Raw genomic sequence first — 21,337 nt, 5'->3', positions numbered from 1 at the left:
GTTGCCGTCGTCTGAGAGGAGCAGCTTCTCTTGGCGATATCGATACGCAGCCAGCAATCTCTTGCCGCCCCATCCTGCCGACATCCCGTCATAGCGGCTGCCCAGGCGTTCCCCCTGCCGCCTAGCCACCAACCCCAATACAGCTTTTTTCTCCTGCGCCCGACCGCCGCGAGCAAGCGTGCTCCACGCCAGGATCACTTCAGCAAGATCATCGTCCTCGCAGTAAAGGTAGGCAGTCGGCACTCCGAGGATTTGCGCAATCCGGTGAGACTTTTCCACGGGTGGCCGCCATCGTCGTATCCAAGCCGAAGACAACCATCCTGGCTCGGCTTCCTTCTACGAATTCCGTAGAGACGCCCCTCGCCGATTCAACGAGCATCGCAGGATGCCTCATCATCCCGATCATTCAACGGCTGCTTCTGCCGCGCCTCGGCTCGCCGACCTCGCCATTGACGCCGTCCTGCACATGGGCGCCGCGCTGGATGTGCTGGACCTGCACGCACGCCACAACATCACGGCCATCAATTGCGTCTGCCGGGATCTGCTGCGCATCTACTACGTGAAGGCCGATCAGGCGCAGTCGCTGGAGCCTGAGGACAAGGAATTGCTGGGCCTGTTGCACGACACGGCGGTGAACCTGGGCTATGCCATCGAGGTGGTGGACCACCTGAATGGCGACGAGGCTGACGACCCCATCCTCTATGCCGTGAGCTATCTGCTCAAGGCGGCCAAGCGGTTTGCGGATGAAGGCTTGTCGGCTGGGGTGTCGTGATGGGGGAGGGCGCGAACATATTGCCTGCGCTTCACATGCAGGGAATCTGCGTGCGTTGGAAGGCTGCAGTTCGCCGGAGCCATGAATTCGTGCACTGTGGCGACGGAGTTTTGAACAGAGCCATGCTCGTCGCTGCAGGCTCGTACTGATTGGGCTTTTTTTGGCGACGCTAGAGGCTTGGCGTTGGCAACCGTTCCCTATGCAGCTACGCCTTATGTCGGCGCAGAACGGCGAAGCAGCGATGCCGAATCCGTTGGGAAATGTGCTTGTTCTCAGATACCAGGGCCAGCGCTTGAAGCACCTCAGCGTTCACTGGTGCACCTTGCTCCAGCCATTCGATGGCCAGGCCCGGCCAGTAGTCGGAGGCTTCGTAGCCCAGGCCGGCCAGGACGATTTCAACGGGCGATGCACTGCCTGAATAGGCTTGCAGCGGGTGCTCCAGATGCAAAAGCAGGATGCGCGTGTCCATTGGGTTGAATTTCAAAGTTTTGCTGCGGGGCTGCATTCACTGAATCCAGTTGCCACGCCGGGCATGGGTGCGCGTCCATCCGTCATCGAGCTTGCCGCCGTTGATCTCGCAGGAAGCTGGCGTCTGCGTCGTGCCCTGCACTCTGGCGCCCGTGTGGTTTGTCATGGAAACGGGGGCGGCAATCACGAGGGTCACCACCCGGCGATCCTTGGTGGCACTCAGGTACGTTGCGCCCGGGGGCAGGCCGGCATTCTTCTGGTACCAGTCAAGACACATGCGCGCTTCTTCCTCCAGCATGGAGGAGGGCGATACAGCCTGTGGTGCGGGGGCAGACGCGGGCTTGGTGGCGGGCTCGGTCGGCATCGCATCCCGCAAAGGCCTGGAGGATGCAGGGGGCGGGTCCAGTTGCATGGGCTTGGCGGTGGTGCCTTGCGGGCAAGGGGCATCCTGGTACCAGGTTTTTCCGTCGGCAAGGCATTTCATGACGGCCTGGGCATCGGGGGCCAGGCCGACTGCGGCCGCTATCCACAGCAGGCTTTTCAGCAGAGCGGTCTTGTTTCGGGGTGGCTTGAGGGAAGTGTGCTTTGCAGGTCTGCTGCCGCCAGTGGATGAATGGGCCATTGAGTCTCCAATGAAGTGAACTGGCTGCTGCGAGCCTTTGCCCTCGGCTTTGCCAATGCGCTGCGGGGCTGGAAATGACGGGTTTCCTGACTCTTTTGCGGCCCCGTGCAGCGGTTATACGTCAGCCACTTCAACCCACCAATTCACCCGCCGAGCCAGACTTCCTTGAGCAGGCCTTGTCGGTGGCGTTTGCCATGGACCGCTTGCATTTGAAATAAGTGGTTGCTAAAGTGTCGCCATGCCCGAGAACGACATCTTCAAGGCCCTGGCCGACCCTACGCGCCGCTCCATCTTCGAGAAGCTGGCCGCTGGCAGCATGCATGCCAGCGCGCTGCGCGAGGGGATGGATATCAGCCAGTCGGCCATGTCCCAGCATCTGGCCGTGCTGCGCAATGCGGGGCTGGTGAGCGAGCAGCGGCAGGGGCGCTTCATGCATTACGAGGTTGATCCCGAAGGGCTGGCGCAGATTGCGGGCTGGCTGGCGAAGTACCGCGCCTACTGGCCGCAGCGCGTGGATGCACTCAAGGGCCTGCTCAAGGACATGGACCAATGAACAAGATGAGCGATATGGACACCGACGATGCGGCCCGCGAGCTGGTGCAGGAGTACGCGCTGGACGCCCCGCCCGAGAAGGTCTGGCGCGCGCTGAGCATTCCCGAGCTGCGCGCGCAGTGGCTGCCGGGCACCGAGCATGCCGAGCCTTTGCAGCAGGTGCCGCAGCAGGAACTGCGCCTGCGGCTGCGCGAGGCGGAGCCTCCCTTTCTTGAAAGCACGGTGGACCTGCAGATCAGCCCCGGCGCCGATGGCGGCACGCTGCTGCGCATCGTCCATGTGCTGACCGATGCGCGGGTGCAGCCGGCCAGGGAAGCGGCCAACGACGGCGGCTTCCTGATGTACGCGACCTGATGCACCTGACCTGATACACGTGACCTGAGGGCCCCGGCAACGGGGCGTGCGGCGCAGGGCCGCAGCCCTTTCTTTTTCACCACCACACACAGGAGTTCGCCCATGCGCGAATCGATGATGCTCGTCCCCATGGTTGTCGAACAGTCGGCGCGCGGAGAGCGGTCCTTCGACATCTACTCGCGCCTGCTGCGCGACCGCGTGATCTTTCTCAACGGCGAGGTCAACGATGCGGTCTCTGCCCTGGTCTGCGCGCAACTGCTGTTCCTGGAGGCGGAGAACCCGGACAAGCCCATCCACCTCTACATCAACTCGCCGGGCGGGGTGATCACCAGCGGGCTGGCCATGTACGACACCATGCAATTCATCCAATCCCCCGTGCACACGCTGTGCATGGGCACGGCGCGCTCCATGGGATCCTTCCTGCTCATGGCCGGCGAGCCCGGCCACCGCATGGCCCTGCCCAACGCCAGCCTGCACGTGCACCAGCCGTTGGGCGGCGTGCAGGGCCAGGCCTCCGACATCCGCATCCATGCCGAGGAAATGCTGCGCACCAAGGACCGCGTGACACGCCTGTACGCCCAGCACTGCGGCCGCAGCTACGAAGAGGTGGAACGCGACCTGGACCGCGACCGCTTCATGACCGCAGAAGAAGCCCGCGAATGGGGCCTGATAGACAAGGTTCTGGACCGACGCACAGTAACTCCCTGAGCCGCAGCGCCAGCAGGGCGCAGCGCACCGCGCGCCCCCTTCTCCCCAATCCCGTATGTCCGCGCCTGCGTCGTGGTGGTTGCGGGGTTGCAGTCCTGCCGAAGGACAGGACTGCTTCGTGATCTGACTCGCTGCGGTTGTTTGAGCGGCGCGCGAAGCGCAAAGCGAGTTCCGCAGCGAACCCCGCAACCGCCACGACGCAGGTTGCCCGCAGCGAAGCGGAGGGTCGCGGACATCCGGGTCGCCTTCTTTGATCTGACATTTCTTGGCGAATCAAGAAAGGGCAGTCGGCCGCCGGGCCGAAACCCGGCCTCGAAAAACACCCCCCCGGCAGGGTCAAAAACAGGACCCCCACCCCACGCCAGCAACCAGCGCGAAACGCTAACCCCGCCCCCTCATCACCCCCGCCAACAACGGCATCCCCGTCCTCCGAGTGAACTCCTCATAACTGATGGGCGCACTCATCCGCGTATCCGGGCTATTGGCCTGCCAGTGCGCCCAGGCACGCCCCGTGCTGGCGTCGTAGACCAGCTTGAAGATATGGCTGGGCACATGGACCTTGCCCGGCCCGATGGTCAGGGGCTGGCCGTCGAACACCGGGCCGGTGAAGACGTAGACATCGCCCTTGGCGCGCTGGGCGTAGCGGCGCGTGTCCTGCTCGACCTTGCTCCAGACGCCGCCGTTGTGGGTCTGGTCCTGCGGAACCATGTTGGCCAGGCTGAAGCTCTGGGCCATGGCCTCGGGCGAGTACATGTCGCCGGCCGGCGCCATGTGGCCGCGCGAGTAGCCGGAGCGGCGGTAGTCGTCCAGTTCGGCACGCTCGGCGCGCGGCAGGCGGGCATCGGCATAGAACTTGTCGCTGCGCTTGAGGCCCTGGCCCTGCTCCAGCAACTGGCGGTTCAGGCGCTCCACCACGAAGACGGGCGTCTTGGTCTGTCCGCTGTGCAGCACGGCGAAGGCGCTGAAGCACAGCTCGCGCTGAAGGGGTTGGACCTGCAGGGCGGGGGGCTCGCCACCGGGGAAGAAATCGCGGCAGTGCGAAAAGCCCGTGGCCAGGCTGCCGGCAGGCGGGCTGGCGCCACCGGAGGCCGTGCCCGAACCTGTCTCCGGCTGCTTGCGCAGGTGCTCCAGCCCGGGGATGGGCAGGGTGGACAGCAGGGGCGGCTCGGGCAGCTTGGGATGCCAGTTCGGGTCCAGGCTGCAGCTGGCGATCTGGAAGGTGCCCGCTGCCGCGACCACGGCGGCGATCACGGAGCGCCACAGTCCGCTGCGGCCGCTGCGGCCGGAGGCTTTCTTCTTGGAGGCGGGGGAGGAACTGCGCTTGCGCGCGGAAGGCTTCTTGTTCTTGACTGTCATTCGGGGGCGGCAGGCGCTGGCCGCAGGGAGGCAAGTCCGCAATGGCGCGGGTTCTGGTTCGGGTCCTAGGAATTCTCCTATGTTTCCAGGCCTCCAAATGTGTCCAGGTGCTCCGAAAGCGAGCCGTGCCCTGCCGGTCCTCAGGCCTTGGGCTGGAGACGGGCCGCCCGGTGTTCGGACGGCGCGCCGAACCAGCACAGCGCCAGCGCCAGCACCGCGATGCCGCCCAGCGAAAGAAAGGCCGCATCAAAGCCGAAGCGCTGCGCGATCCAGCCCGCCAGTGCCGGGCTGGCGGCCGCGCCCAGGCCCTGCAGCGTCATCACGGCGCCCAGGCCTGCGTTGACGTGGCCGGTGCCGCGCAGCGTCTGCGCGACCAGGCCCGGCAGGGCAACGCCCAGCAGCCCGGCGCCCACGCCGTCCAGCACCTGCACGGGGATCAGCGCCCAGTCGGAGTCCCAGGTGGCGGCGACCAGGCCGCGCAGCGGCAGCGACAGCAGGGCCGCCTTGACCAGCAGCCAGTAGCCGCTGCGCTGGGCGTGGCGCCCGGCGAGCAGGGCCATGGGGATCATGACCAGTTGCGCCACGATGATGGTCAGCGCCGTGAAGCCGCTGGGGTTGGCATGGCCGCGCGCCACGGCGGCCTGGCCCAGCAGCGGCAGCATGGCGGCATTGCCCAGGTGGAACAGCAGCATGGCCACGGCCAGCACCCGCAGCGCCGGCGTGCCCGTGAGCACGTGCATCAGGCCGGGTGCGCAAGGCCCGGCCTGCTCTGGGGGCGGCGTGCCTTGCGGGGTTTCATCCAGCCGCATCAGCGCCAGGCAGGCCAGCGAGGCGCAGCCCATCAAGGCCATGAGCACGAAGACGGAAGGCAGTCCCCAGCGCAGGCCCATGGCCCCCGCCAGTGCGGCCGTGGCCACGTTGCCGGCGTGGTTCCAGGCTTCGTTGATGCCCAGTTGCCGGGGCAGGTCCGCATGGCCGGTGATCTGCAGCGTGATGCCCAGCAGGCAGGGGGCGATCAAGGCCGCGACCACGCCGGTGATGACCTGCGATGCCGCCGTCACGGCCAGCGACGGTGCGATCCAGATGGCCAGGTTGCCCGCCAGCAGCAGGGCGATGGCCGCTGCCAGCAGCCTGCGCTTGCGGCGCGAGGCATCGACCAGCGCGCCCAGCGGCGTGGTGGCCAGCATGCCCGTGATGCCGCCCAGGGCCATGACGTAGCCGATGTCGTCCAGCCGCCAGCCCTGGGCGAGCAGGAAGACGCCCAGGAAGGGGCCCAGGCCGTCGCGCACATCGGCCAGGAAGAAGTGGAGCCCCGGCAGCCAGCGCCGCGCATGGTGGTGTGTGCGGTGCATGGCGGCTTCCTTCAGCGCAAGGGGCCCTTGAACACGAAGAAGGCGCCCAGGCAGATGAAGCCGAAGCCCACCAGGTGGTTGAGGGTGAGCTTCTCGCCCAGATAGAGCACGGAGAAAACGGCGAAGACCACCAGCGTGATCACCTCCTGGATGGTCTTGAGCTCGGCCGCGCTGTAGACCTCATGGCCGAGCCGGTTGGCGGGCACGGCAAAGCAGTACTCGGCCAGCGCGATCAGCCAGCTCACCAGGATGACGAGGTACAGCGGCCGGTTCTCGAACTTCAGGTGCCCGTACCAGGCGAAGGTCATGAAGACGTTGGAGATCAGCAGCAGCAGGACGGGGGCGATCTTGGGGGACATGGCGGGCTCGGTGAAAGCGGGAGAGCAGGGCAGCAGGGAAGCAGGAAACCAGGAAGGGGCAGGAACCCGCCCGGCCCCGGGGACCGGGCGGTGGCGTCAGCGCGCGCGGTCGTACAGCGGCTGCAGGTCCGACAGGCTGGCACCCATGCTGATGGCCTCCAGCGAGGTGCCGTGCGCGTTGCGCGTGCCCAGGCCCGAGGCGGCAAACAGCTGCCCCGGCTGCAACGGCTGCTGCAGCGCATGGGGGGCAAAGCGCACGATGGCGCCGTCGGACAGGATGACGCCGTTGGCATCGCCGCGCGGGCCGGTGAGAACGGCCTCGATGCGGCCCTGGGCCTGCTGCGTCTGCAGTCCGGCCATGCGCAGGTGCGGGGGCATGGGGCGGGCGCGGCCGGGCTCCGGTGGCTGGTCATACACGGTCTGGCCGGTGGCGGTGTTCACGATGGCGTCGGCCTTGACCGCACCACCGGCTTCGCTGCGGCCGATGATGCGCACCGTGTCGCCCACCTTCACGGCGGTCGTCAGCGCATCGGCCATGTGGGGCGGGAACCGGACCACCGTGCCGTCGGTCAGGCGCAGCCCGTCCACTTCCCCGTAAGGGTTGGTGAGCAGCCGGGCGACTGGGCTCTCGAGCACGGCCTGCGCGTGCGGCATGGCCGCGTGGGGCGCGCCAGGGCCGTGGGCAGGCAGGGGCGGGGCGGCATGCGCGTTCAGTGCGCTGGCACCCAGCCACAGGGCGGCGGAAGAAAGGGTGAGACGGGTCATGATGGCTCCTGGGTTGGCGATGGACATGCACAGTCCAATGCAAGCGCCATGCCATCCGGAAACCTCATGAAATCAAGGGCTTGCGGTCGCTGGTTCGGGCCATGTGTCCGAGATGGCGACAGGGGGTGTCACCCATTCGGACACCGCAGGCGGCGCCTGTGCCCGCTGCTGCCTCAACCCAGGCCGAACTCCGCCAGCTTGCGGTACAGCTGCTGGCGCGACAGGCCCAGGCGGCGTGCGGCCTCGGCACGGTTGCCCATGGTTGCGGCCAGGGCGCGCGTGACCATTTCACGTTCCAGCTGGGCGACGGCGGGGGCCAGCGGCCCGTTCCAGTCGATGGCGGGGCCGTTCGCCGCCGCAGGCTGCAGGCCGATGTGCTCGGGCCCGATGACCGGCCCGGGGCACAGCAGGGCCGCGCGCTCCATGGCGTTGCGCAGCTCGCGCACGTTGCCGGGCCAGTCGTGCGCCAGCAGCAGGCGCGCGGCGTCGGACCCCAGGCGCTTGGGCGAGGCGCCGCCGCCTTGGCGCAGGAAATGCTCGGCCAGCAGCAGCACGTCGCCCAGGCGCTCGCGCAGCGGCGGCAGGTGCACGGGCACGACCTGGAGCCGGTACCAGAGATCCTCGCGAAAGCGCCCCTGCCTGACGGCGTCCGGCAGGTCGCGGTGCGTGGCCGCGATGATGCGCACGTTCACGGGCAGCGCCCGGCTGGCGCCCACGGGCGTGATCTCGCGCTCCTGCAGCGCCCGGAGGATCTTGGCCTGCGTGGGCAGCGGCATGTCGCCCACTTCATCGAGGAACAGCGTGCCGCCCTGCGCCTCGCGAAAGCGCCCGGCGCGGTCGCTGACGGCGCCCGTGAAGGCGCCCTTCACATGGCCGAAGAGTTCGCTTTCCATCAGGTCTGCCGGAATGGCAGCGCAGTTGACGGCCACGAAGGGGCGTTCCGCCCGGACGCTGTTGCGGTGCAGGGCGCGTGCCACCAGTTCCTTGCCCGTGCCGGTCTCGCCCAGCACCAGCACGGTGGCGTCGCTGTCCGCCGCCAGGCCGATGCGCTTGAAGACCTGCCGCATGGCCTCGCTGCCGCTGACCAGCTCGGCTTCATCGCCATCCTGCTCCGGGTTCTGCGCCGGATTCTGTGCGGCGTTCTCGGGGCTGCCGGCCTGGCCGGCACTGAGCAAGGCGCGCTCCAGCACCTCGACCAGCGAGGTTCTGGCAATGGGCTTGGTCAGGTGATCGAAGGCGCCCAGGCGCATGGCCTCGATGGTGTTGCCGCCGCTGGCGTAGGCCGTGAGCATGATGCAGGGCGCCCGCGAGAGGCCGCGGGCCTTGCGCAGGAAGGCCAGGCCGTCCTCGCCCGGCATGCGCAGGTCCACGATGGCCGCATCCACGGACCCGGCCTGCAGGATCTGCAGCCCCGCCGCCACGGTCGGGGCCTGGCTGACCCCATGGCCCAGGTCGCCGAGCATCTCGGCCAGGCTTTCACGGAAGGCCGTGTCGTCGTCCACGATCAGGATGCGGGCCATGGAAATTCCATTTCTATGCGGGTGCCTTGTGCAGTCTTGCCTTGTGCAGTCTTGGCCAGGGCGATCCGGCCGCCGTGGGCCTGGACGATTTCGCGCACCAGCGCCAATCCCAGCCCGGTGCCGCCGGGGCGTGCGGTGGTGAAGGGCTCGAACAGCGTGTCGCGCAGTTCGGCCGCGATGCCGGTGCCGTCATCGGCAATCCACAGCCGCAGGCAGCCTTTGGCGTCCCGGTCCGCGCCCAGTTCCACCCGGCCGCCGTCCGCCGTGTGCGCCAGGGCGTTGAGCAGCAGATTGTCCAGCGCGCGGGCCATCTGTGCGGGGTCCAGCAGCGGGCGGCGCCCTTCCCGCAGGTCCCGGGCAAGGCCGGTGGACACCGCCGTTGCCAGCTGCACGCCGCTGGCCTGGGCCATTTCTGCATGGGCCTGGAGCCTTTCGTCCAGCAGCTGCTGCAGGTCCACGGGCTCCGGGTGCACGCGGAAGGGCTGGGTCAAGGCCAGCAGGCTCGATACCAGGTCTTCCAGGCGCGCGGTCTGTGCCAGCACGGCCTCCAGGGCGCCCTGGCTGCGGGCCTGCCGCAGTGGCTCGGGCGCGGCCAGGGCGTTCTCGGCCTTCATGCGCATGGTGCCCAGCGGGTTGCGGATCTCGTGCGCCAGGCCGGCCGACAGCCGGCCCAGGGTGGCCAGCCGTTCGGCGCCGAGCAGTTGCTGCTCCATCTGTGCCGACTGCCGCTGCCAGCGCCGCAGCATTCTGCCCAGCCACAGGCCCGAGACCAGGACCATGCCCAGCAGCAGGCTGACGGCAAGGATGAGGGGGTTGACCACGTCGGCGCTGATCAGGGGGACGCGCATCAGCGTCCAGGCCACCAGGGCGGGCGCATCGGCCTGGGCCGGGCAGGCGGCAAAGACCACCGCCTCGCGCAGGCCGGGGCGCAGGTCGGTCACCAGCCCGGCGCTGTCCCGTGCGCGCTGGGCGGTGGAGGCGATGCGCTCCATCTCCGCACTGGGCGCATCGCGCTTGATGCCCGAGCCGTCATAGGTGGGAAACGCATAGGCCACCACGCCGGGGCCCTCGCGCCAGAAGCCGCCCTCCATGCCCGGGCGCTCGCGCAGCGCCAGGTCCAGCACGGCCTGCGCGGCGGACCGGGCCTGGGCAGATGGCGTATCTGCCGTCAGCCCCGCCAGCCCCATGCGCACGGCCCCGGCCTGCAGCGCGCTGCAGCTGACGCCTGCGGCGTCGCGGGCGCGGGCAACCTGCTGGTCGGTGCCCTGCCGGCTCAGCAGCAGCAGCAGCCACGCCAGCACCAGGGCGACGGCCGAGATGGTGAGCCAGAGGATCACCAGATCCCGTTGGATGGACTTTTGCGGGGACAGGGCCGGCTCCTGAAGTGATGCGCTGGAACATACACCGAAAGGGGGCCGCGCCTGGCAGCCAGGGCAGCGTCGTCCTGCGCGGCCGCCGTGAAAGTAACGCCGTGGCGTGCCGGCGTTACGTGACATCGCACGTAACGCCGCAGGGTGACACGGTGGTGGCTGTGCTTGGGTGCCCAAATAAATCAATAGGTTACAGATGGATTTGCGTTGGATGAAGACGTCCAGGCCCATGGCACGCTTGTTGCAACAGGATGCAAAAAGCTTGTCGCAGTGTCTGGAAAACCGTGTGCTGCGCCGGCCGCCCCATTGATCGCTGTCTTTCGGAGGAGAAACCATGGCCGCTGTCTCGTTGTCGTTTGCAGGCATGCCCCTGCCGCGACTGCGCGCCTACCCGGAAAGGGCGCGCAGCAAGCCGTTGAACGTGCCCGCGTCGTTTGCGTCTGCCGCCGTGCCGCGCACCGCTGCGCGCGAGGCGGGCGACGGAAGCCCCCATGCGCAGATGGCGCAGGCGGCGCCGGTGGCGCTGCTCACGCGGGTGAGCGAGGGCGTGCGCATCGTGCGGCGCAGCGATGTGATCGTGGCGCAGGCCGGCGCCTTGCTGCAGCAGGGCGACCGGGTCATCGTGCCGCAGCAGGGCAGCGCGCAGGCGGTGTTCCAGGAGCAGGACGGGCAGGCGCTGCTGGGCAGCTTTGCCGGCGGAACGGATGCCACGCTGGCGTATTTCAGCCGCAAGGCGGATGCCTGCTCGGTGGTCTTTGACCTGGTGGCCGGCCATGTGGACCTGGCGCTGTCGGCCGTGGATGCCGGCATGCTCGGCGGCGGGCCGGCCGGCCGGGGGCGCAGGGCGATCGGATTTCACTGCTATTCACAACCCATTGCAGGCCGTTGAACGAAGGCGCTCACCATGCACGACATCATCGAACCCTCGCACAGCGACATGCCCCTGGATCTGGCCATCTGGCTGCCGCCCCTGCAGGCCTGGCGCAGCGTCTATGGCAACGGTTTCTGCGACGAGGCCATGCAGGCCTGCATGGACCGGCTCAAGGGCCTGGGCATTGATGCCCAATCGCTGGAGCGCGCGGGCGATACGCTGCTGGTTCGCGGGTTCGACCCCCGCACGCTGGCCGACACGGTGCTGCCCGGCCATCATGCCCGGCATGGCTGGATGCATGCGCTGGAGTCCGCCCTGGTGAGCGAGCCCGTGGTGCACGGCTCGCGCCAGGCCTATCTGCGGGCCGAGGTGCAGGCGCTGGGCTGCGTCTCCTTCGCGGGGCTGCACGAGATACGCGGCAAGGCCCACGCCACGGCGGGCGGCCAGGACATGGCGGTGCGCAGAATGCCCGCCAGGCTCATCAAGGGCTACCAGGCCGACATGCAGCTGGCGGGCCGCCTGCTGGACGATCTGCGGCTGGGCCATCTGGCGCTGGCATTCCAGCCCGTGACGCTGCTGGAGCCCGGGGGCATGGCAGGGGGAGGCAGTGGGACCGGCACGGGCCGCACGCTCTACCACGAGTGCCTGTTGCGCCGCAGCGTGTTCTCTGCCTACGACAACTATGCCGTGCCCCATGCCATCGAGGCGCTGGAGCGGCTGGGCCTGGCCGCGCGGCTGGACCGCAGCGTGCTGTGGTCGGTGATAGGGGCGCTGGAGATGAAGACCGGCCACAGCCTGGGCTGCAATCTGTCGGCCGCCTCGTTCTGCGACGAGGCCTGGTGGGAAGGCGTGTTCGACTATCTGGAGGAGCGGCCCGAGATCGCCCAGCGCCTGGTGCTGGAGATCACCGAGACCGGTGTCTTCCCCTGCGAGAAGGCCGCGCTGGGCCTGGTGCGGCACCTGCAGATCCTGGGCGTGCGCGTGGCGCTGGACGATATCGTTCCCCGGCGCGGCGGCCTGGACATCCTGGGCAAGCTGCGCGCCAACATCGTCAAGATCGACAAGTCCGTGCTGGACCAGAGCCTGCAGGCCCGGCCGTCGGCCCGGATGCTGCAGGGCCTGATCAGCCTGTGCGCCGACCGCGGCGCCTGCGTGATCGTGGAAGGCGTGGAGTCCGCCCAGGGCATGGAGGCCGTGGCGCTTGCGGGGGCGCATGGCGTGCAGGGGTTTTTCATAGCCCGGCCATCGCTGCATGGGCTGCTCGACCAGGTGGTGTGCGTGGCCGATGTGCTGGAGGTGCTACAGGCGTCCGAGGCGCAGGAGGGCGACGCGCTGGACATGGCACTGAGCATGGCCCTGAGCTGGAGTGGCATGGACCGTGTGACGGCTCTTTCGGCTGCCGACGGCGGGACTGGCGGGGCCGTCGGCGCTGTCGGGGCTGTCGGGGCCCCTGCATCGGCGCTGTCCGCCGCCTAGGCGCGCAAGGGCCCGCACCTGAACGCAGGCCGGGCCCGGCCCGCATTGCACCTCACTCCAGCATCAGCGGGCTCGCCCTGCGCCGCGCCATGGCCAGGCGGAACAGGTCCATGAAGCGCGGTGCCACGTTGGAGATGTGAAAGCGCTTGCCCGTCTCGCGCGCGGCCCGGCTGTAGCGCTGGCGCCGGGCCGGGTCGTCGCGCAGCTGGCGGATGGCGCCGATCCAGGCGTCGTCGCTGTCGGGCAGCAGCAGGCCGTTGACGTCGTTTTGCACCAGCTCCGGCACAAAGCCCCAGTTCGAGCCGATCACGCAGCCGCCGCGCGCCAGGATCTCCATCAATCCCCAGTTGGCCACGCCGTAGCGCAGCGGGTAGAGGAACAGGTCCACCGAGGCCAGGGTGCGCGCGAACTCGTCGTACGGCAGCTTGCCCGGGAACTCCACCACCTGTGCGGCCGGGTGGATCTGCAGCAGATGGTCGCGGAAACTGGCCACCTTGCCCTGGTAGCGGCGCTCCACCCATTGCTGTTCGTAACCGTAGGTCACGGCCGTGGGGTCGCCCAGGGCGATGAAGCGCATCTGCTGGCCATCGCCCTCGCGCACCAGGCGGTCGACCAGGCGCATGAAGGTCTCGAAGCCCTTGGAGCTGGACAGGTCGCGCGATGAGAAGGCCACGGTGAAGCGCGCGTCCTGGCGCGGCACCGGCTCGGCCTGCTCGTCAGGGGCCTGGATGTCGAAGCCCTCGAACTGCACGGCCACGCGCTCCTGCAGCAGCGGCGGGAACAGCGAGCGCGCATGGGCGCTGGGCGCGATGGTCAGGTCGCTGCACAGCACCTGGTGGTAGTGCAGCATTTCCATGTTGCGGTCGGCCAGGCGCTGGGACAGGTCGGGCGGGTAGTCGGGCTCGTTGCCGTGCACGCGGTAGCTGGGGAATTCGATGTAGCTGACGATGGCGGCATCGATCTCGCCGTACAGCAGGTTGGGCGCGGCCCACAGCGAGTGGGCGACCACCACGTCGATGCGCTTGCCCTTTTCCTTCTCGAAGGCCTGCAGGCCCTGCAGCAGGCCGCGGCCTATGCGCGCCGAGCGCTCCACCTTGCTGGAGTAGTAGTAGCTTTGCGGGCCGACGATGTCGCCATCGGGCCGGAACGACAGCAGGTGGTCGCACTGGCTGGCGTAGTTCTCGGCATGGCCGGGCATGGTCATGAACCAGCTGTCGGCCGCGCCGCTGGCGCGAAGGTGGCTGCACAGCAGGCTGTACTGGCTGGGGTAGACGGCGCTGACGAAGATGATGACCGGCTTGTCCTGCATGTTCGTGGAAGTCTCCATGGCGTGGGGGATGGGGATGTGTCGGAGGGGGTGCTCAGCCCGGCACGGGCACTTCGGGCTCGCCGTCGCTGATCTGGTACTTGCGCATCTTTTCCCAGAGCACCTTGCGGCTGATGCCCAGGTGCTGGGCCGTGTTCTGGCGCTTCCAGTCATTGGTGTTGAGCGCCGCGATGATGCGGTTGCGCTCGTCCATGTCCCAGTTGCTGCGGTCGGCCAGCAGGGGCTCGGCGGCGCCGGCGTCCGGCGGGAAGGTGGTGGCCGACAGGGCCTGGGCGTGCTGCAGGATGCGCTGCGTGGCGCCGTCGGCGTTCCAGTCGCGCGTCTGGCGGGCGGCCACGCCGATGCGCTCGGCCAGGTTGCGCAGCTCGCGCACATTGCCGGGGAAGTACATCTGGGCCACGGCGTCGAGGATGAAGAAGGGCGGCTCGCCCAGCTCCTTCATCGTGGCCTCGCCCACCACCTTGTGCAGGATGGCGTGGAAGATGGCCAGCTTGTCGGCCTCGCCGCGCTCCTCCAGGCTGGGGATCTGCAGCTCGATCACGGCCAGGCGGAAGAACAGGTCGGCGCGAAAGCGTCCCTCGCGCACCAGCCCGCGCAGCGGCTTGTTGGTGGCCGCCACCAGCCGGAAATCCAGCCGCACGGCGGCGGCCGACCCCAGCCGCGTGATGGCGCGCTCTTCCAGCACGCGCAGCAGCTTGACCTGCTGGTACAGCGGCAGGTCCGCGATCTCGTCCAGGAACAGCGTGCCGCCGTTGGCCTGCTCCAGATAGCCCTTGTGGGCATTGACCGCGCCCGTGAACGAGCCCTTGGCGTGGCCGAAGAACAGGGACTCGAACAGCCCGTCCGGGATGGCGCCGCAGTTGACCACCACGAAGGGGCCCTGGCCGTAGCGGTTGTTGCGCTCGTGCAGCCGCTCGGCAATGCGCTCCTTGCCCACGCCGGTCTCGCCGATGATGAGCACGCTGTGCTCGCAGTCGGCAAAGGTGTCCACGTCGCGCAGCAGGCGCTGCATGCAGTCGGCCACGGCGATGATGTCCTCCGAGCGCTGCACCTGGCGCTGGTTGCTCTGCATGCGCCGCAGTATGCGCACCAGCATGGCCCGCAGCTCGGCCCCCGTGAAGTCGAAGGGCAGCACATGCGAGTACTCCATGGCATAGGTGCCGGCGTTGGCGTCGCGCTGCTTGGCGCTGACCCACAGCACGGGCATGCCGAAGGTGCCCTCCACGCCCTGGCGCGTGAAGCGCGCGCCCTCCAGCACCGAGACGCTGACCACGGCGATCGCATTGCCCAGCTCGCTGGTGTCGGCGGGCAGGGTCAGCCCGTCGGCGCGCACCACGTCCACGCCCAGGTTGAGCACGCAGCGCTCCACCCGCTCGGCGATGTCGGCCTGGCCTTCCCAGACATAGATGACGAGCTCGTCCAGATTCACGTTGCATTCCCTCGTTGTCGATTCATGGATTGGATGGCCTGTGCCGTTCAAAAAACCAGTTGCGCCGTGTCGCAGCCGATGGACAGGGCCTTGATGTCGGTGCGGCCCACCTCCAGGCCCAGCGTGTCCTTGAGCACCGTGGTCAGCAGCGTGCCCACGCCGTTGAGGATGGGCTTGAGCACGCCGGTGATCACCGGCTTGAGCAGGGTGCACAGGGCGCCGGTGCAGGTGAGGTTGTTGTCGCGGTTGAGCAGGGACTGGATCTCGGGGCTGTTGGCGTTGATCGCGTACAGGTACTGCGGGTGCGAGGTCAGCAGCTTGGTCACGTTGTGCTTGACGCAGCCATTCCAGTTGAGCAGCGAGCTGAGCAGGCCCGCGCAGCTCTGGTAGCCGTTGTCGTAGGTGGAGATGCCCAGCACATCCAGCAGGCCGCCGGGCACGCTGGTGTAGGAGTTGAGGGCTGCCGAGAACGTGCCGCTGTTCCAGGTGGAGGACGGGCAGGCCACCAGCAGGCAGGACTTGGCGATGGCGTTGTTGAACGTGAAGTTGGAGGTGAGCAGCGGCGGCATGTAGTCCTTGTCGCTGGCCACGCCGCGCCCGTTGAGCAGCAGGTTGGTGAGGCTGGTCACGTTGTAGAGCCCGTTCACCATGGAGGCGTCCAGATAGGAGCCCAGCAGCCGCGTGGTGATGTCGGTGGGCGTGGTGCCCGGCGGCTGCAGCAGTCCGCTGAGCAGGTTGAGCAGGCCCGTGACGATGTTGTCGACCGTGTCGCCCAGCGCCAGCTGGTTCACCTGCGTGGAGCGGTTGGTCTTGGACCAGTTGGGGTCGGCCGGATCTTCGTAGCCCGGCTCCATGCCCAGGCCCGTGGTGGAGTCGGTGTACTCCAGGGCCGGCACCCACAGCTTGCCGGTCAGCACGGGCAGGTGCAGCAGGGTGATGAGCTGCTCGTCCTGCAGGCCCTTCTCGCAGCTTTGCTTGTTGGCCGGGTCCATCTTGCCCACGCAGGCATTGAGGATGGAGGACTTGACCGACAGGTCCATGGTCTGCGGGCTGGCGCTGCACTGCAGCGCCGTCAGCGTGCCCGTGGCGTTGGTGATGTCCACGGCAATGGGCAGCTTGACCTGGGTGCCCAGGATGTCCTTGACCAGCCATTTGAGCGCGCCGCCCAGCAACTGGTCCGTGTCCACGTTCAGGTTCAGCCGGATCTGCGCGCTGTAGCCCTGCGTGCCGACGGGGCCCACGGCAATGGTGGGCGGCTGCACGATGGTCAGCTGGGCCTTGATGAGGCCGGCCACATCGAGCTGGTTGGCCTGCAGCGCATGGCCGTTGGCGCCGATGGCGATGGCGGTCTTGAGCACGTCGCCGATGCCCAGCTGCACGTCCATGGCCGCGTTCAGCGGATCGGTGCGGCCGGCGCCCAGGAAGGCGAACAGGCCCTTCTGGTCATCCAGGCTGCCCAGCGGGATCTTGATGGTGCTCAGGCCCGCGTTGATGATCTGGGTCTTGAGCGCGTTGAGCTGCACGGCCAGCGCGTTGTCGGTGATGGCGCTGATGGAGGCATCGATCACGTTCAGCAGGGTGACGCTGGCGATGTTGGCCAGGCCCTCGGGCGACAGCGCGCGCAGCTGCTCTATGCCCAGGTTCACGCCCAGGGCCTTGAGCAGGCCGGCCGGGCTGATCTTGGCGTCGGCCAGGCCCTTGGAGTCCAGCAGGGTCAGCATGCCCACGTCCAGCCCCACCAGGCCCAGCAGCCCGCCCAGCGGCGTGTCCTTGTTGAAGCGCAGCAGCTGCGAGCCCACCTGGAAGGACGCCACCGAGTCGTTGCGCATGGCAATGGCCTCGGCCACCACCAGGCGGCTCCAGGTGCCGGGAAAGATGGTGGGCGAGGTGCCGCCCACCGTGACGCGCGCCGCGTTGAGCGGGCCGGAGGCGGCGTCGAAGAAGCGGCCGCCGCTGGACTGCCTGGCCGGGTCCGCCGGGTTCCAGTTGCCGCAGCTGACCAGGGTCTGGGCGCTGCTGCGGGTCAGGGGAACCGGCCAGTTGGCCGTGATGCTGTCCTCGCCCGCCGTCACGCAGGCGGCGCGGTTGCTGCGCTCGGCATTGATGGTCTGGGCGGCCTGGGTGGCTGCCAGATCGGCAATGCGCTGCAGGTCGCGCTTGGCGTAGTACATATAGCCCAGGTCCACGATGCCGAGCAGCAGGAACAGCACCGAGCCCAGCAGGGCGAACTGCACAAGCAGGCTGCCGCCTTGCCGGCGCCCTTGCCGGCGCGTTCTGGGGCGTCGTACGGATGCGGGGAGGTGGGTGAGCATGCTCTGGTCCTCCTGTCTTAGCTGCCGGGGGCGAGCCTGATCAGGCTGCGGGCCTCCAGGCGCGTGGGTTCGCCCAGGGTCTGGCTGCCCACCTGCAGGCCCTGGCCCAGCACGGGGGGAAGCATGTACACCACGCTCAGCGTGGCCTGGGAACTGGTCCAGTCGATCTGCACCTGGGTGGGCGCCGTGCCGGGCGGAATGCCGCTGGCCGTCAGGCTCTGGTTCACCACGTCGGTGGTGGCCTGCAGGATGTTGGCGCGCTCGGCCGGCTTGGCCGGATTGAAGCCAGCCATCCCGCCGAAGGCCAGATGCTGGACCATGCGCGCGCCGTCGCCCGTGGCGCGCGCCACCGACTGCTGGGCCTGCAGCACGCGCCAGTACACGAACATGCCCATCAGCAGCATCACCATCACCCCGGCGATCAACGCGAACTCCACCGCCGCCACGCCGCGCTGCCGCCTGCGCAGCCCTGCCGCGAAGGTATCGCCGGTGTCCTGCATGAACTCGGCCGATGCAGCAGGGCGTGCCCCACGCACGGCATGCCCCAACCCAGGGACACCGAGGAAGGGCCTAAGCCGGCCGCGCCGCCCCGCCCCGAGGGTGTCGCCGGTTGCCCGGATGCCCCCCTCCCGCGAAGCGAGAGAGGGGGAAGGCGCGAAGCGACTCAGGGGGAGCTTCATAGCCCCCCCCTGTCCACCATGATGCTGGCGCTGGCGGTCAGCGTCGTCGGCATGACCAGGCCGAAGCCCGGCAGGGCGGGTGCTATCGGGCTGGTTCCATAAGGGATGGTGAAGCCCACGCGCACCATGCAGCGTTCGGCCACCAGCACGCCGCAGGTCAGCGTGGCCGAGCACAGCTCGCTGTTTTGCAGCCTGCAGATGCGCACGTCGATGCTGCCTGCCGTGGGCCTCAGGTCGGCCGGCAGCCAGTCCAGCCGCTGCTGCACCAGGCTGCGGGCTGCGTCCAGGCGGGCGCTGCGGCTGGTCTGGTAGCGCAGCGTGGCCCGCGCGGCGTCCTCGGCGGCGGCCTGCATGGATTCGCGCACCAGGAACGCCAGCCCATAGCTGATGCAGGCGTACAGCAGGGCGAAGAACACCGGGAAGATGATGGCCCACTCCAGCGCGTACACCCCCCGCTGCCGCAGGCTGGCAGGCCGGTGGGGGTGGTGAGCGCGGAGTGGGCGCCGGATCATGGTCGTTCCTCAAGCTGCTGGCCGGGGCGGGCTCAGTTCTTGCCGCCGGCTTCGACGCCGGTCTTGTACAAGGCGGGGATTTCCGTCTCGAAGCTCTTGAGGTAGCGCGCATAGCTGCGCCGCGCCTGCTCGCCGTCGATGGGGCGGGCACGCTGGCCCGGCTGGCTGTGCTGCATTCCCAACAGCCGCAGGGTGCCGCCGCCGATGTCGATCTCGCGCCGGGGCACGTACATCACGGTTCCATCGGGGTTGGTGTAGAGCGTGTAGCCGGCCAGGATGGAGTCGGTGGAGGGCTCGGCGGACACATGGGGCCGTGCATCCACCTGCTCGGGCGGGCTCTGCACTTCGCCAAAGGCCTGGGCGTGTGCCGGGGTCGTATGGGTCAGGGCCAGTGTCAGGGCCAGGCCGGCAGACGGCAGCCAGGGCGCCAGCGCTGCGGCGGCTGCGCGGCGGGGCAAATGCATGCGGTGTGTGTCTGGCATGTCGTGGTCCTCAAAGTGGCGAGGCCGGTGCTGCGCCAGCGGCGCCGGACGGCTCGGACAGAAGAATGCGCCGGGTGATGCCGGCCGGCAGGGCGCTCGCGTCGGTGGCGGGCCTGGGCACGGGCTCCACGCCCCGCGCCTGCCGGGTCCCGGGCGCGGGCGCTGCGGACAGTTGGCCGCCGCGCAGGCGCACCGCCTCGTTCACGCTGGCCAGCTGGGACTGCAGGGTCTGCAGCGAGGTCTGGTCGATCATGGGCAGGGCGCCCTTGGCCTGGGGCTGCGCCAGCTGGCGCAGCAGCTGGGAGGCCTGGGTCTCGTTGCCGCTGGCCAGCCAGAACAGCGCCATGTTCAGCTGCACCCGCGCGTTGGCCGGGGCCAGCTGCGAGGCCTGCATGATGGGCATCTGCGCGGCGGCCAGCTGGCCGTCGAGCATGTGGGCGTAGGCCAGGTCGCTGAGGACGTTGGCGTCTATGGGATTGAGCTGGCGCGCCTTCTCCAGCTGTTCCACGGCCTGGCCATACTCGCCCTGGCTTGCGTGCAGCAGGCCCAGGCCGCGCCGCGCGCGTGCCGTGGTGGCGCCCTGCAGCAGCGCCTGGTAGGCCTGCCGGGCCTGCTCGGCCTGGCCGGTGTTGCGCAGCGCGTCGGCCCGCATCAGGCGCGATTCCGGTTGCGTGCCGTATTGCTGCTCGAAGGCCTCGGTATGCGCCAGCGATGCATACCACTGGCCGGCCTGCTGCATCTGCGTGATCAGGTCCAGATAGGTCTGGGCGTTGTCGACCTGGGTGGCCTGCTGGGCGTTTTGCAGCTGCTGCTGTGCCTGGGCTGCGGTCTCCTGCTGCGAAGAGGTGGCGCCGTAGCCTTGCGGCCCTTTGCCGGCGCAGCCGGCCAGGGCCAGGGCCATGGCCAGGGGGGCCAGGGCTGTCCGCGCTGTCAGTGCTGTCAGCGCTGGCGTCCGCCCGGCGGGGGGGCCTTTGTGGTGTTTCATGCCTAGCGTCCTCCCATGGTGGTCAATGCCCTGATCACGGCCAGGAAACCGGGGCCCGCCGTGATGACCAGCAGGGCGGGCAAAAGCGTGAGGACCATGACGCCCGTCATCTTGACGGTGATGGAACCTATCTTTTCCTTGAAGCTGGCCTGGCGCTTTTCGCGCAGCCGGATGCTGAATTCCTTGAGCGGCTCCTGCACTGCGCCGCCATGCTTGTCCACCTGCACCAGCAGGTTGACGATGGCGCTCATGTCGTCGTCCGCGCTCATGTTGACCATGCGCTGGAAGGACTGCTCGCGCGTGCGGCCGGTGTTGTAGAGCTGGTTGGCCAGGGCCAGCTCGCCGCTGATGACGCGCAGCACGCCCTTGAACTCCGAGGCCAGGATCTGCAGGCTCTGGTCCACGCTCAGGCCCACGCCCTGCAGCAGTCTCAGCAGGTCCACGAACAGCGGCAGTTCCTCGACCACCTGCTCGCGCCGGCCCTTGGCCCGCGAGCGCAGAAACCACTTGGGAAGCATGAGCCCCAGGCTCACTGCCACAAAGCCGTAGACCAGCGCAGCGTTCTCGCCGGGGCGCAGCACACCCAGCGCCAGCAGGGGCAGGACCACGCACAGCACCATGCGGCTGGCCACATAGGCCATGCTGCCGTTGCGCGTGCCCACGCCGGCCTGGTCCAGCAGCTTGCGGTCCTCATCGGCCAGCAGGGCCTTGGCCACGCCCCATTGCAGCCAGGCCGGTGGCGGCAGGTTGGCCGCCACCGCCTGCGGGGAATCGGACGAACGCACGTTGATGGACAGCGGGTTGAGCAGTTGCGCGTCGTTGGCCTGCATGGCGCTCTTCGTGGCCGCCTTCGTGGTCGATGCCGAGTCGCGCGCCTGCAGGATCCTGGCGACCTGGCTGGAGGCGCGTGCCGAGCGCCACAGCCTCCACACCAGGGTGGACGCCCACAGCACCAATCCCAGAGCGCCCAGGCCGATGCTGGCGATCCACAGTTGCTGCGTGTTCATGCGTGGCTCCTTGCGCAGACGGGTGGGCGGGCGTGTGCTTGTGCCTGTGCTGTCATGG

General features: G+C 68.6%; 22 protein-coding genes and 1 pseudogene. 6 read left to right on the top strand and 17 right to left on the bottom strand.

From position 1 onward, the window contains the following. A pseudogene (locus ACF8ML_RS12640) lies at positions 1-279 on the bottom strand (hypothetical protein); the annotation flags it as partial. Positions 280-466: 187 nt separating this feature from the next. Here ACF8ML_RS12640 and ACF8ML_RS12635 point away from each other — a divergent pair. Then, a complete protein-coding gene (locus ACF8ML_RS12635; protein WP_392405779.1) occupies positions 467-772 on the top strand; it encodes a hypothetical protein in 306 nt (101 codons plus the stop codon). Between the two features lie 205 nt (positions 773-977). Here ACF8ML_RS12635 and ACF8ML_RS12630 read toward each other — a convergent pair whose 3' ends face one another. Beyond that, the gene (locus tag ACF8ML_RS12630) at positions 978-1,277 is read right to left on the bottom strand and encodes a hypothetical protein (protein WP_047325944.1); all 300 of its coding nucleotides are present in this window, start codon (positions 1,275-1,277) and stop codon (positions 978-980) included. Next, positions 1,278-1,862 (bottom strand): DUF4124 domain-containing protein, encoded by a 585-nt coding sequence (locus ACF8ML_RS12625; RefSeq protein ID WP_152683513.1) that lies wholly within the window; start codon positions 1,860-1,862, stop codon positions 1,278-1,280. It lies immediately after the preceding gene. Positions 1,863-2,100: 238 nt separating this feature from the next. Here ACF8ML_RS12625 and ACF8ML_RS12620 point away from each other — a divergent pair, with 238 nt between their 5' ends. The 3 genes from ACF8ML_RS12620 to ACF8ML_RS12610 all read left to right on the top strand — a co-directional run bounded on the left by ACF8ML_RS12620 (position 2,101) and on the right by ACF8ML_RS12610 (position 3,476). Beyond that, complete coding sequence (locus ACF8ML_RS12620; protein WP_016454521.1) at positions 2,101-2,415, top strand: helix-turn-helix transcriptional regulator; 315 nt, start codon at positions 2,101-2,103, stop codon at positions 2,413-2,415. Then, the gene (locus ACF8ML_RS12615; RefSeq protein ID WP_047471196.1) at positions 2,412-2,768 is read left to right on the top strand and encodes an SRPBCC domain-containing protein; all 357 of its coding nucleotides are present in this window, start codon (positions 2,412-2,414) and stop codon (positions 2,766-2,768) included. Before ACF8ML_RS12620 ends, ACF8ML_RS12615 begins: the two co-directional genes overlap by 4 nt. 102 nt (positions 2,769-2,870) lie before the next feature. Then, positions 2,871-3,476, top strand: a complete 606-nt coding sequence (locus tag ACF8ML_RS12610; protein ID WP_046240535.1) for an ATP-dependent Clp protease proteolytic subunit — start codon at positions 2,871-2,873, stop codon at positions 3,474-3,476. 381 nt (positions 3,477-3,857) lie between these two features. Here the strand turns inward: ACF8ML_RS12610 and ACF8ML_RS12605 are convergent, their stop codons facing one another. From ACF8ML_RS12605 to ACF8ML_RS12580, 6 genes are all read right to left on the bottom strand, one after another. Further along, a complete protein-coding gene (locus ACF8ML_RS12605; protein WP_154835202.1) occupies positions 3,858-4,832 on the bottom strand; it encodes a DNA/RNA non-specific endonuclease in 975 nt (324 codons plus the stop codon). Positions 4,833-4,972: 140 nt separating this feature from the next. Next, positions 4,973-6,184, bottom strand: a complete 1,212-nt coding sequence (locus ACF8ML_RS12600) for an MFS transporter (protein ID WP_046987240.1) — start codon at positions 6,182-6,184, stop codon at positions 4,973-4,975. Between the two features lie 11 nt (positions 6,185-6,195). Then, positions 6,196-6,543, bottom strand: a complete 348-nt coding sequence (locus tag ACF8ML_RS12595; protein WP_012203978.1) for a DMT family protein — start codon at positions 6,541-6,543, stop codon at positions 6,196-6,198. Positions 6,544-6,639: 96 nt separating this feature from the next. Then, positions 6,640-7,308, bottom strand: coding sequence for a hypothetical protein (locus ACF8ML_RS12590; RefSeq protein WP_047218997.1), 669 nt, complete (start codon positions 7,306-7,308; stop codon positions 6,640-6,642). A 173-nt stretch (positions 7,309-7,481) separates the two neighbouring features. Then, positions 7,482-8,828: a sigma-54-dependent transcriptional regulator gene (locus tag ACF8ML_RS12585; RefSeq protein WP_392405774.1), complete on the bottom strand. Its 1,347-nt coding sequence runs from the start codon at positions 8,826-8,828 to the stop codon at positions 7,482-7,484. After that, the gene (locus ACF8ML_RS12580) at positions 8,813-10,165 is read right to left on the bottom strand and encodes an ATP-binding protein (RefSeq protein WP_209672535.1); all 1,353 of its coding nucleotides are present in this window, start codon (positions 10,163-10,165) and stop codon (positions 8,813-8,815) included. Before ACF8ML_RS12580 ends, ACF8ML_RS12585 begins: the two co-directional genes overlap by 16 nt. Positions 10,166-10,532: 367 nt before the next feature. On the opposite strand from ACF8ML_RS12580, the gene ACF8ML_RS12575 reads away from it, so the two are divergent. Next, a complete protein-coding gene (locus tag ACF8ML_RS12575; RefSeq protein WP_392405772.1) occupies positions 10,533-11,087 on the top strand; it encodes a hypothetical protein in 555 nt (184 codons plus the stop codon). Between the two features lie 15 nt (positions 11,088-11,102). Then, positions 11,103-12,545 (top strand): EAL domain-containing protein, encoded by a 1,443-nt coding sequence (locus ACF8ML_RS12570; RefSeq protein WP_392405770.1) that lies wholly within the window; start codon positions 11,103-11,105, stop codon positions 12,543-12,545. Positions 12,546-12,597: 52 nt separating this feature from the next. Here ACF8ML_RS12570 and ACF8ML_RS12565 read toward each other — a convergent pair whose 3' ends face one another. The 8 genes from ACF8ML_RS12565 to ACF8ML_RS12530 all read right to left on the bottom strand — a co-directional run bounded on the left by ACF8ML_RS12565 (position 12,598) and on the right by ACF8ML_RS12530 (position 21,279). After that, entirely contained in the window at positions 12,598-13,872 is a 1,275-nt protein-coding gene (locus tag ACF8ML_RS12565; RefSeq protein WP_016450342.1) for a glycosyltransferase, read from the bottom strand. 34 nt (positions 13,873-13,906) lie between these two features. Next, positions 13,907-15,301 (bottom strand): sigma 54-interacting transcriptional regulator, encoded by a 1,395-nt coding sequence (locus ACF8ML_RS12560; protein WP_016450343.1) that lies wholly within the window; start codon positions 15,299-15,301, stop codon positions 13,907-13,909. A 47-nt stretch (positions 15,302-15,348) separates the two neighbouring features. Further along, positions 15,349-17,613, bottom strand: a complete 2,265-nt coding sequence (locus ACF8ML_RS12555; protein ID WP_133073948.1) for a TadG family pilus assembly protein — start codon at positions 17,611-17,613, stop codon at positions 15,349-15,351. Between the two features lie 17 nt (positions 17,614-17,630). After that, a complete protein-coding gene (locus ACF8ML_RS12550) occupies positions 17,631-18,149 on the bottom strand; it encodes a TadE/TadG family type IV pilus assembly protein (RefSeq protein ID WP_236884689.1) in 519 nt (172 codons plus the stop codon). Between the two features lie 140 nt (positions 18,150-18,289). Then, positions 18,290-18,805, bottom strand: a complete 516-nt coding sequence (locus ACF8ML_RS12545) for a TadE/TadG family type IV pilus assembly protein (RefSeq protein WP_026062699.1) — start codon at positions 18,803-18,805, stop codon at positions 18,290-18,292. 32 nt (positions 18,806-18,837) lie between these two features. Continuing rightward, on the bottom strand, positions 18,838-19,287 hold the full coding sequence (locus ACF8ML_RS12540) for a DUF3613 domain-containing protein (protein ID WP_392405766.1): 450 nt from the start codon (positions 19,285-19,287) through the stop codon (positions 18,838-18,840). 10 nt (positions 19,288-19,297) lie between these two features. Beyond that, the gene (locus ACF8ML_RS12535) at positions 19,298-20,272 is read right to left on the bottom strand and encodes a hypothetical protein (RefSeq protein ID WP_392405765.1); all 975 of its coding nucleotides are present in this window, start codon (positions 20,270-20,272) and stop codon (positions 19,298-19,300) included. A gap of 2 nt (positions 20,273-20,274) precedes the next feature. Next, a complete protein-coding gene (locus ACF8ML_RS12530; RefSeq protein ID WP_034368021.1) occupies positions 20,275-21,279 on the bottom strand; it encodes a type II secretion system F family protein in 1,005 nt (334 codons plus the stop codon). Positions 21,280-21,337 lie beyond the last annotated feature (58 nt).

The sequence above is a fragment of the Delftia sp. WSY_10 genome (assembly GCF_043104705.1).
Classification (GTDB): domain Bacteria; phylum Pseudomonadota; class Gammaproteobacteria; order Burkholderiales; family Burkholderiaceae_C; genus Comamonas; species Comamonas tsuruhatensis.
This window is presented reverse-complemented; position numbering and strand designations above follow the sequence as displayed.

Bases quoted from the DNA above. Each gene is read 5' to 3' on its own strand.
- ACF8ML_RS12600 (WP_046987240.1), bottom strand. From the start codon at position 6,184: ATGCACCGCACACACCACCATGCGCGGCGCTGGCTGCCGGGGCTCCAC.
- ACF8ML_RS12635 (WP_392405779.1), top strand. From the start codon at position 467: ATGGGCGCCGCGCTGGATGTGCTGGACCTGCACGCACGCCACAACATC.
- ACF8ML_RS12585 (WP_392405774.1), bottom strand. From the start codon at position 8,828: ATGGCCCGCATCCTGATCGTGGACGACGACACGGCCTTCCGTGAAAGC.
- ACF8ML_RS12615 (WP_047471196.1), top strand. From the start codon at position 2,412: ATGAACAAGATGAGCGATATGGACACCGACGATGCGGCCCGCGAGCTG.
- ACF8ML_RS12570 (WP_392405770.1), top strand. From the start codon at position 11,103: ATGCACGACATCATCGAACCCTCGCACAGCGACATGCCCCTGGATCTG.
- ACF8ML_RS12545 (WP_026062699.1), bottom strand. From the start codon at position 18,805: ATGATCCGGCGCCCACTCCGCGCTCACCACCCCCACCGGCCTGCCAGC.
- ACF8ML_RS12530 (WP_034368021.1), bottom strand. From the start codon at position 21,279: ATGAACACGCAGCAACTGTGGATCGCCAGCATCGGCCTGGGCGCTCTG.
- ACF8ML_RS12565 (WP_016450342.1), bottom strand. From the start codon at position 13,872: ATGGAGACTTCCACGAACATGCAGGACAAGCCGGTCATCATCTTCGTC.
- ACF8ML_RS12610 (WP_046240535.1), top strand. From the start codon at position 2,871: ATGCGCGAATCGATGATGCTCGTCCCCATGGTTGTCGAACAGTCGGCG.
- ACF8ML_RS12555 (WP_133073948.1), bottom strand. From the start codon at position 17,613: ATGCTCACCCACCTCCCCGCATCCGTACGACGCCCCAGAACGCGCCGG.
- ACF8ML_RS12605 (WP_154835202.1), bottom strand. From the start codon at position 4,832: ATGACAGTCAAGAACAAGAAGCCTTCCGCGCGCAAGCGCAGTTCCTCC.
- ACF8ML_RS12590 (WP_047218997.1), bottom strand. From the start codon at position 7,308: ATGACCCGTCTCACCCTTTCTTCCGCCGCCCTGTGGCTGGGTGCCAGC.
- ACF8ML_RS12620 (WP_016454521.1), top strand. From the start codon at position 2,101: ATGCCCGAGAACGACATCTTCAAGGCCCTGGCCGACCCTACGCGCCGC.
- ACF8ML_RS12630 (WP_047325944.1), bottom strand. From the start codon at position 1,277: ATGCAGCCCCGCAGCAAAACTTTGAAATTCAACCCAATGGACACGCGC.
- ACF8ML_RS12595 (WP_012203978.1), bottom strand. From the start codon at position 6,543: ATGTCCCCCAAGATCGCCCCCGTCCTGCTGCTGCTGATCTCCAACGTC.
- ACF8ML_RS12535 (WP_392405765.1), bottom strand. From the start codon at position 20,272: ATGAAACACCACAAAGGCCCCCCCGCCGGGCGGACGCCAGCGCTGACA.
- ACF8ML_RS12575 (WP_392405772.1), top strand. From the start codon at position 10,533: ATGGCCGCTGTCTCGTTGTCGTTTGCAGGCATGCCCCTGCCGCGACTG.
- ACF8ML_RS12625 (WP_152683513.1), bottom strand. From the start codon at position 1,862: ATGGCCCATTCATCCACTGGCGGCAGCAGACCTGCAAAGCACACTTCC.
- ACF8ML_RS12540 (WP_392405766.1), bottom strand. From the start codon at position 19,287: ATGCCAGACACACACCGCATGCATTTGCCCCGCCGCGCAGCCGCCGCA.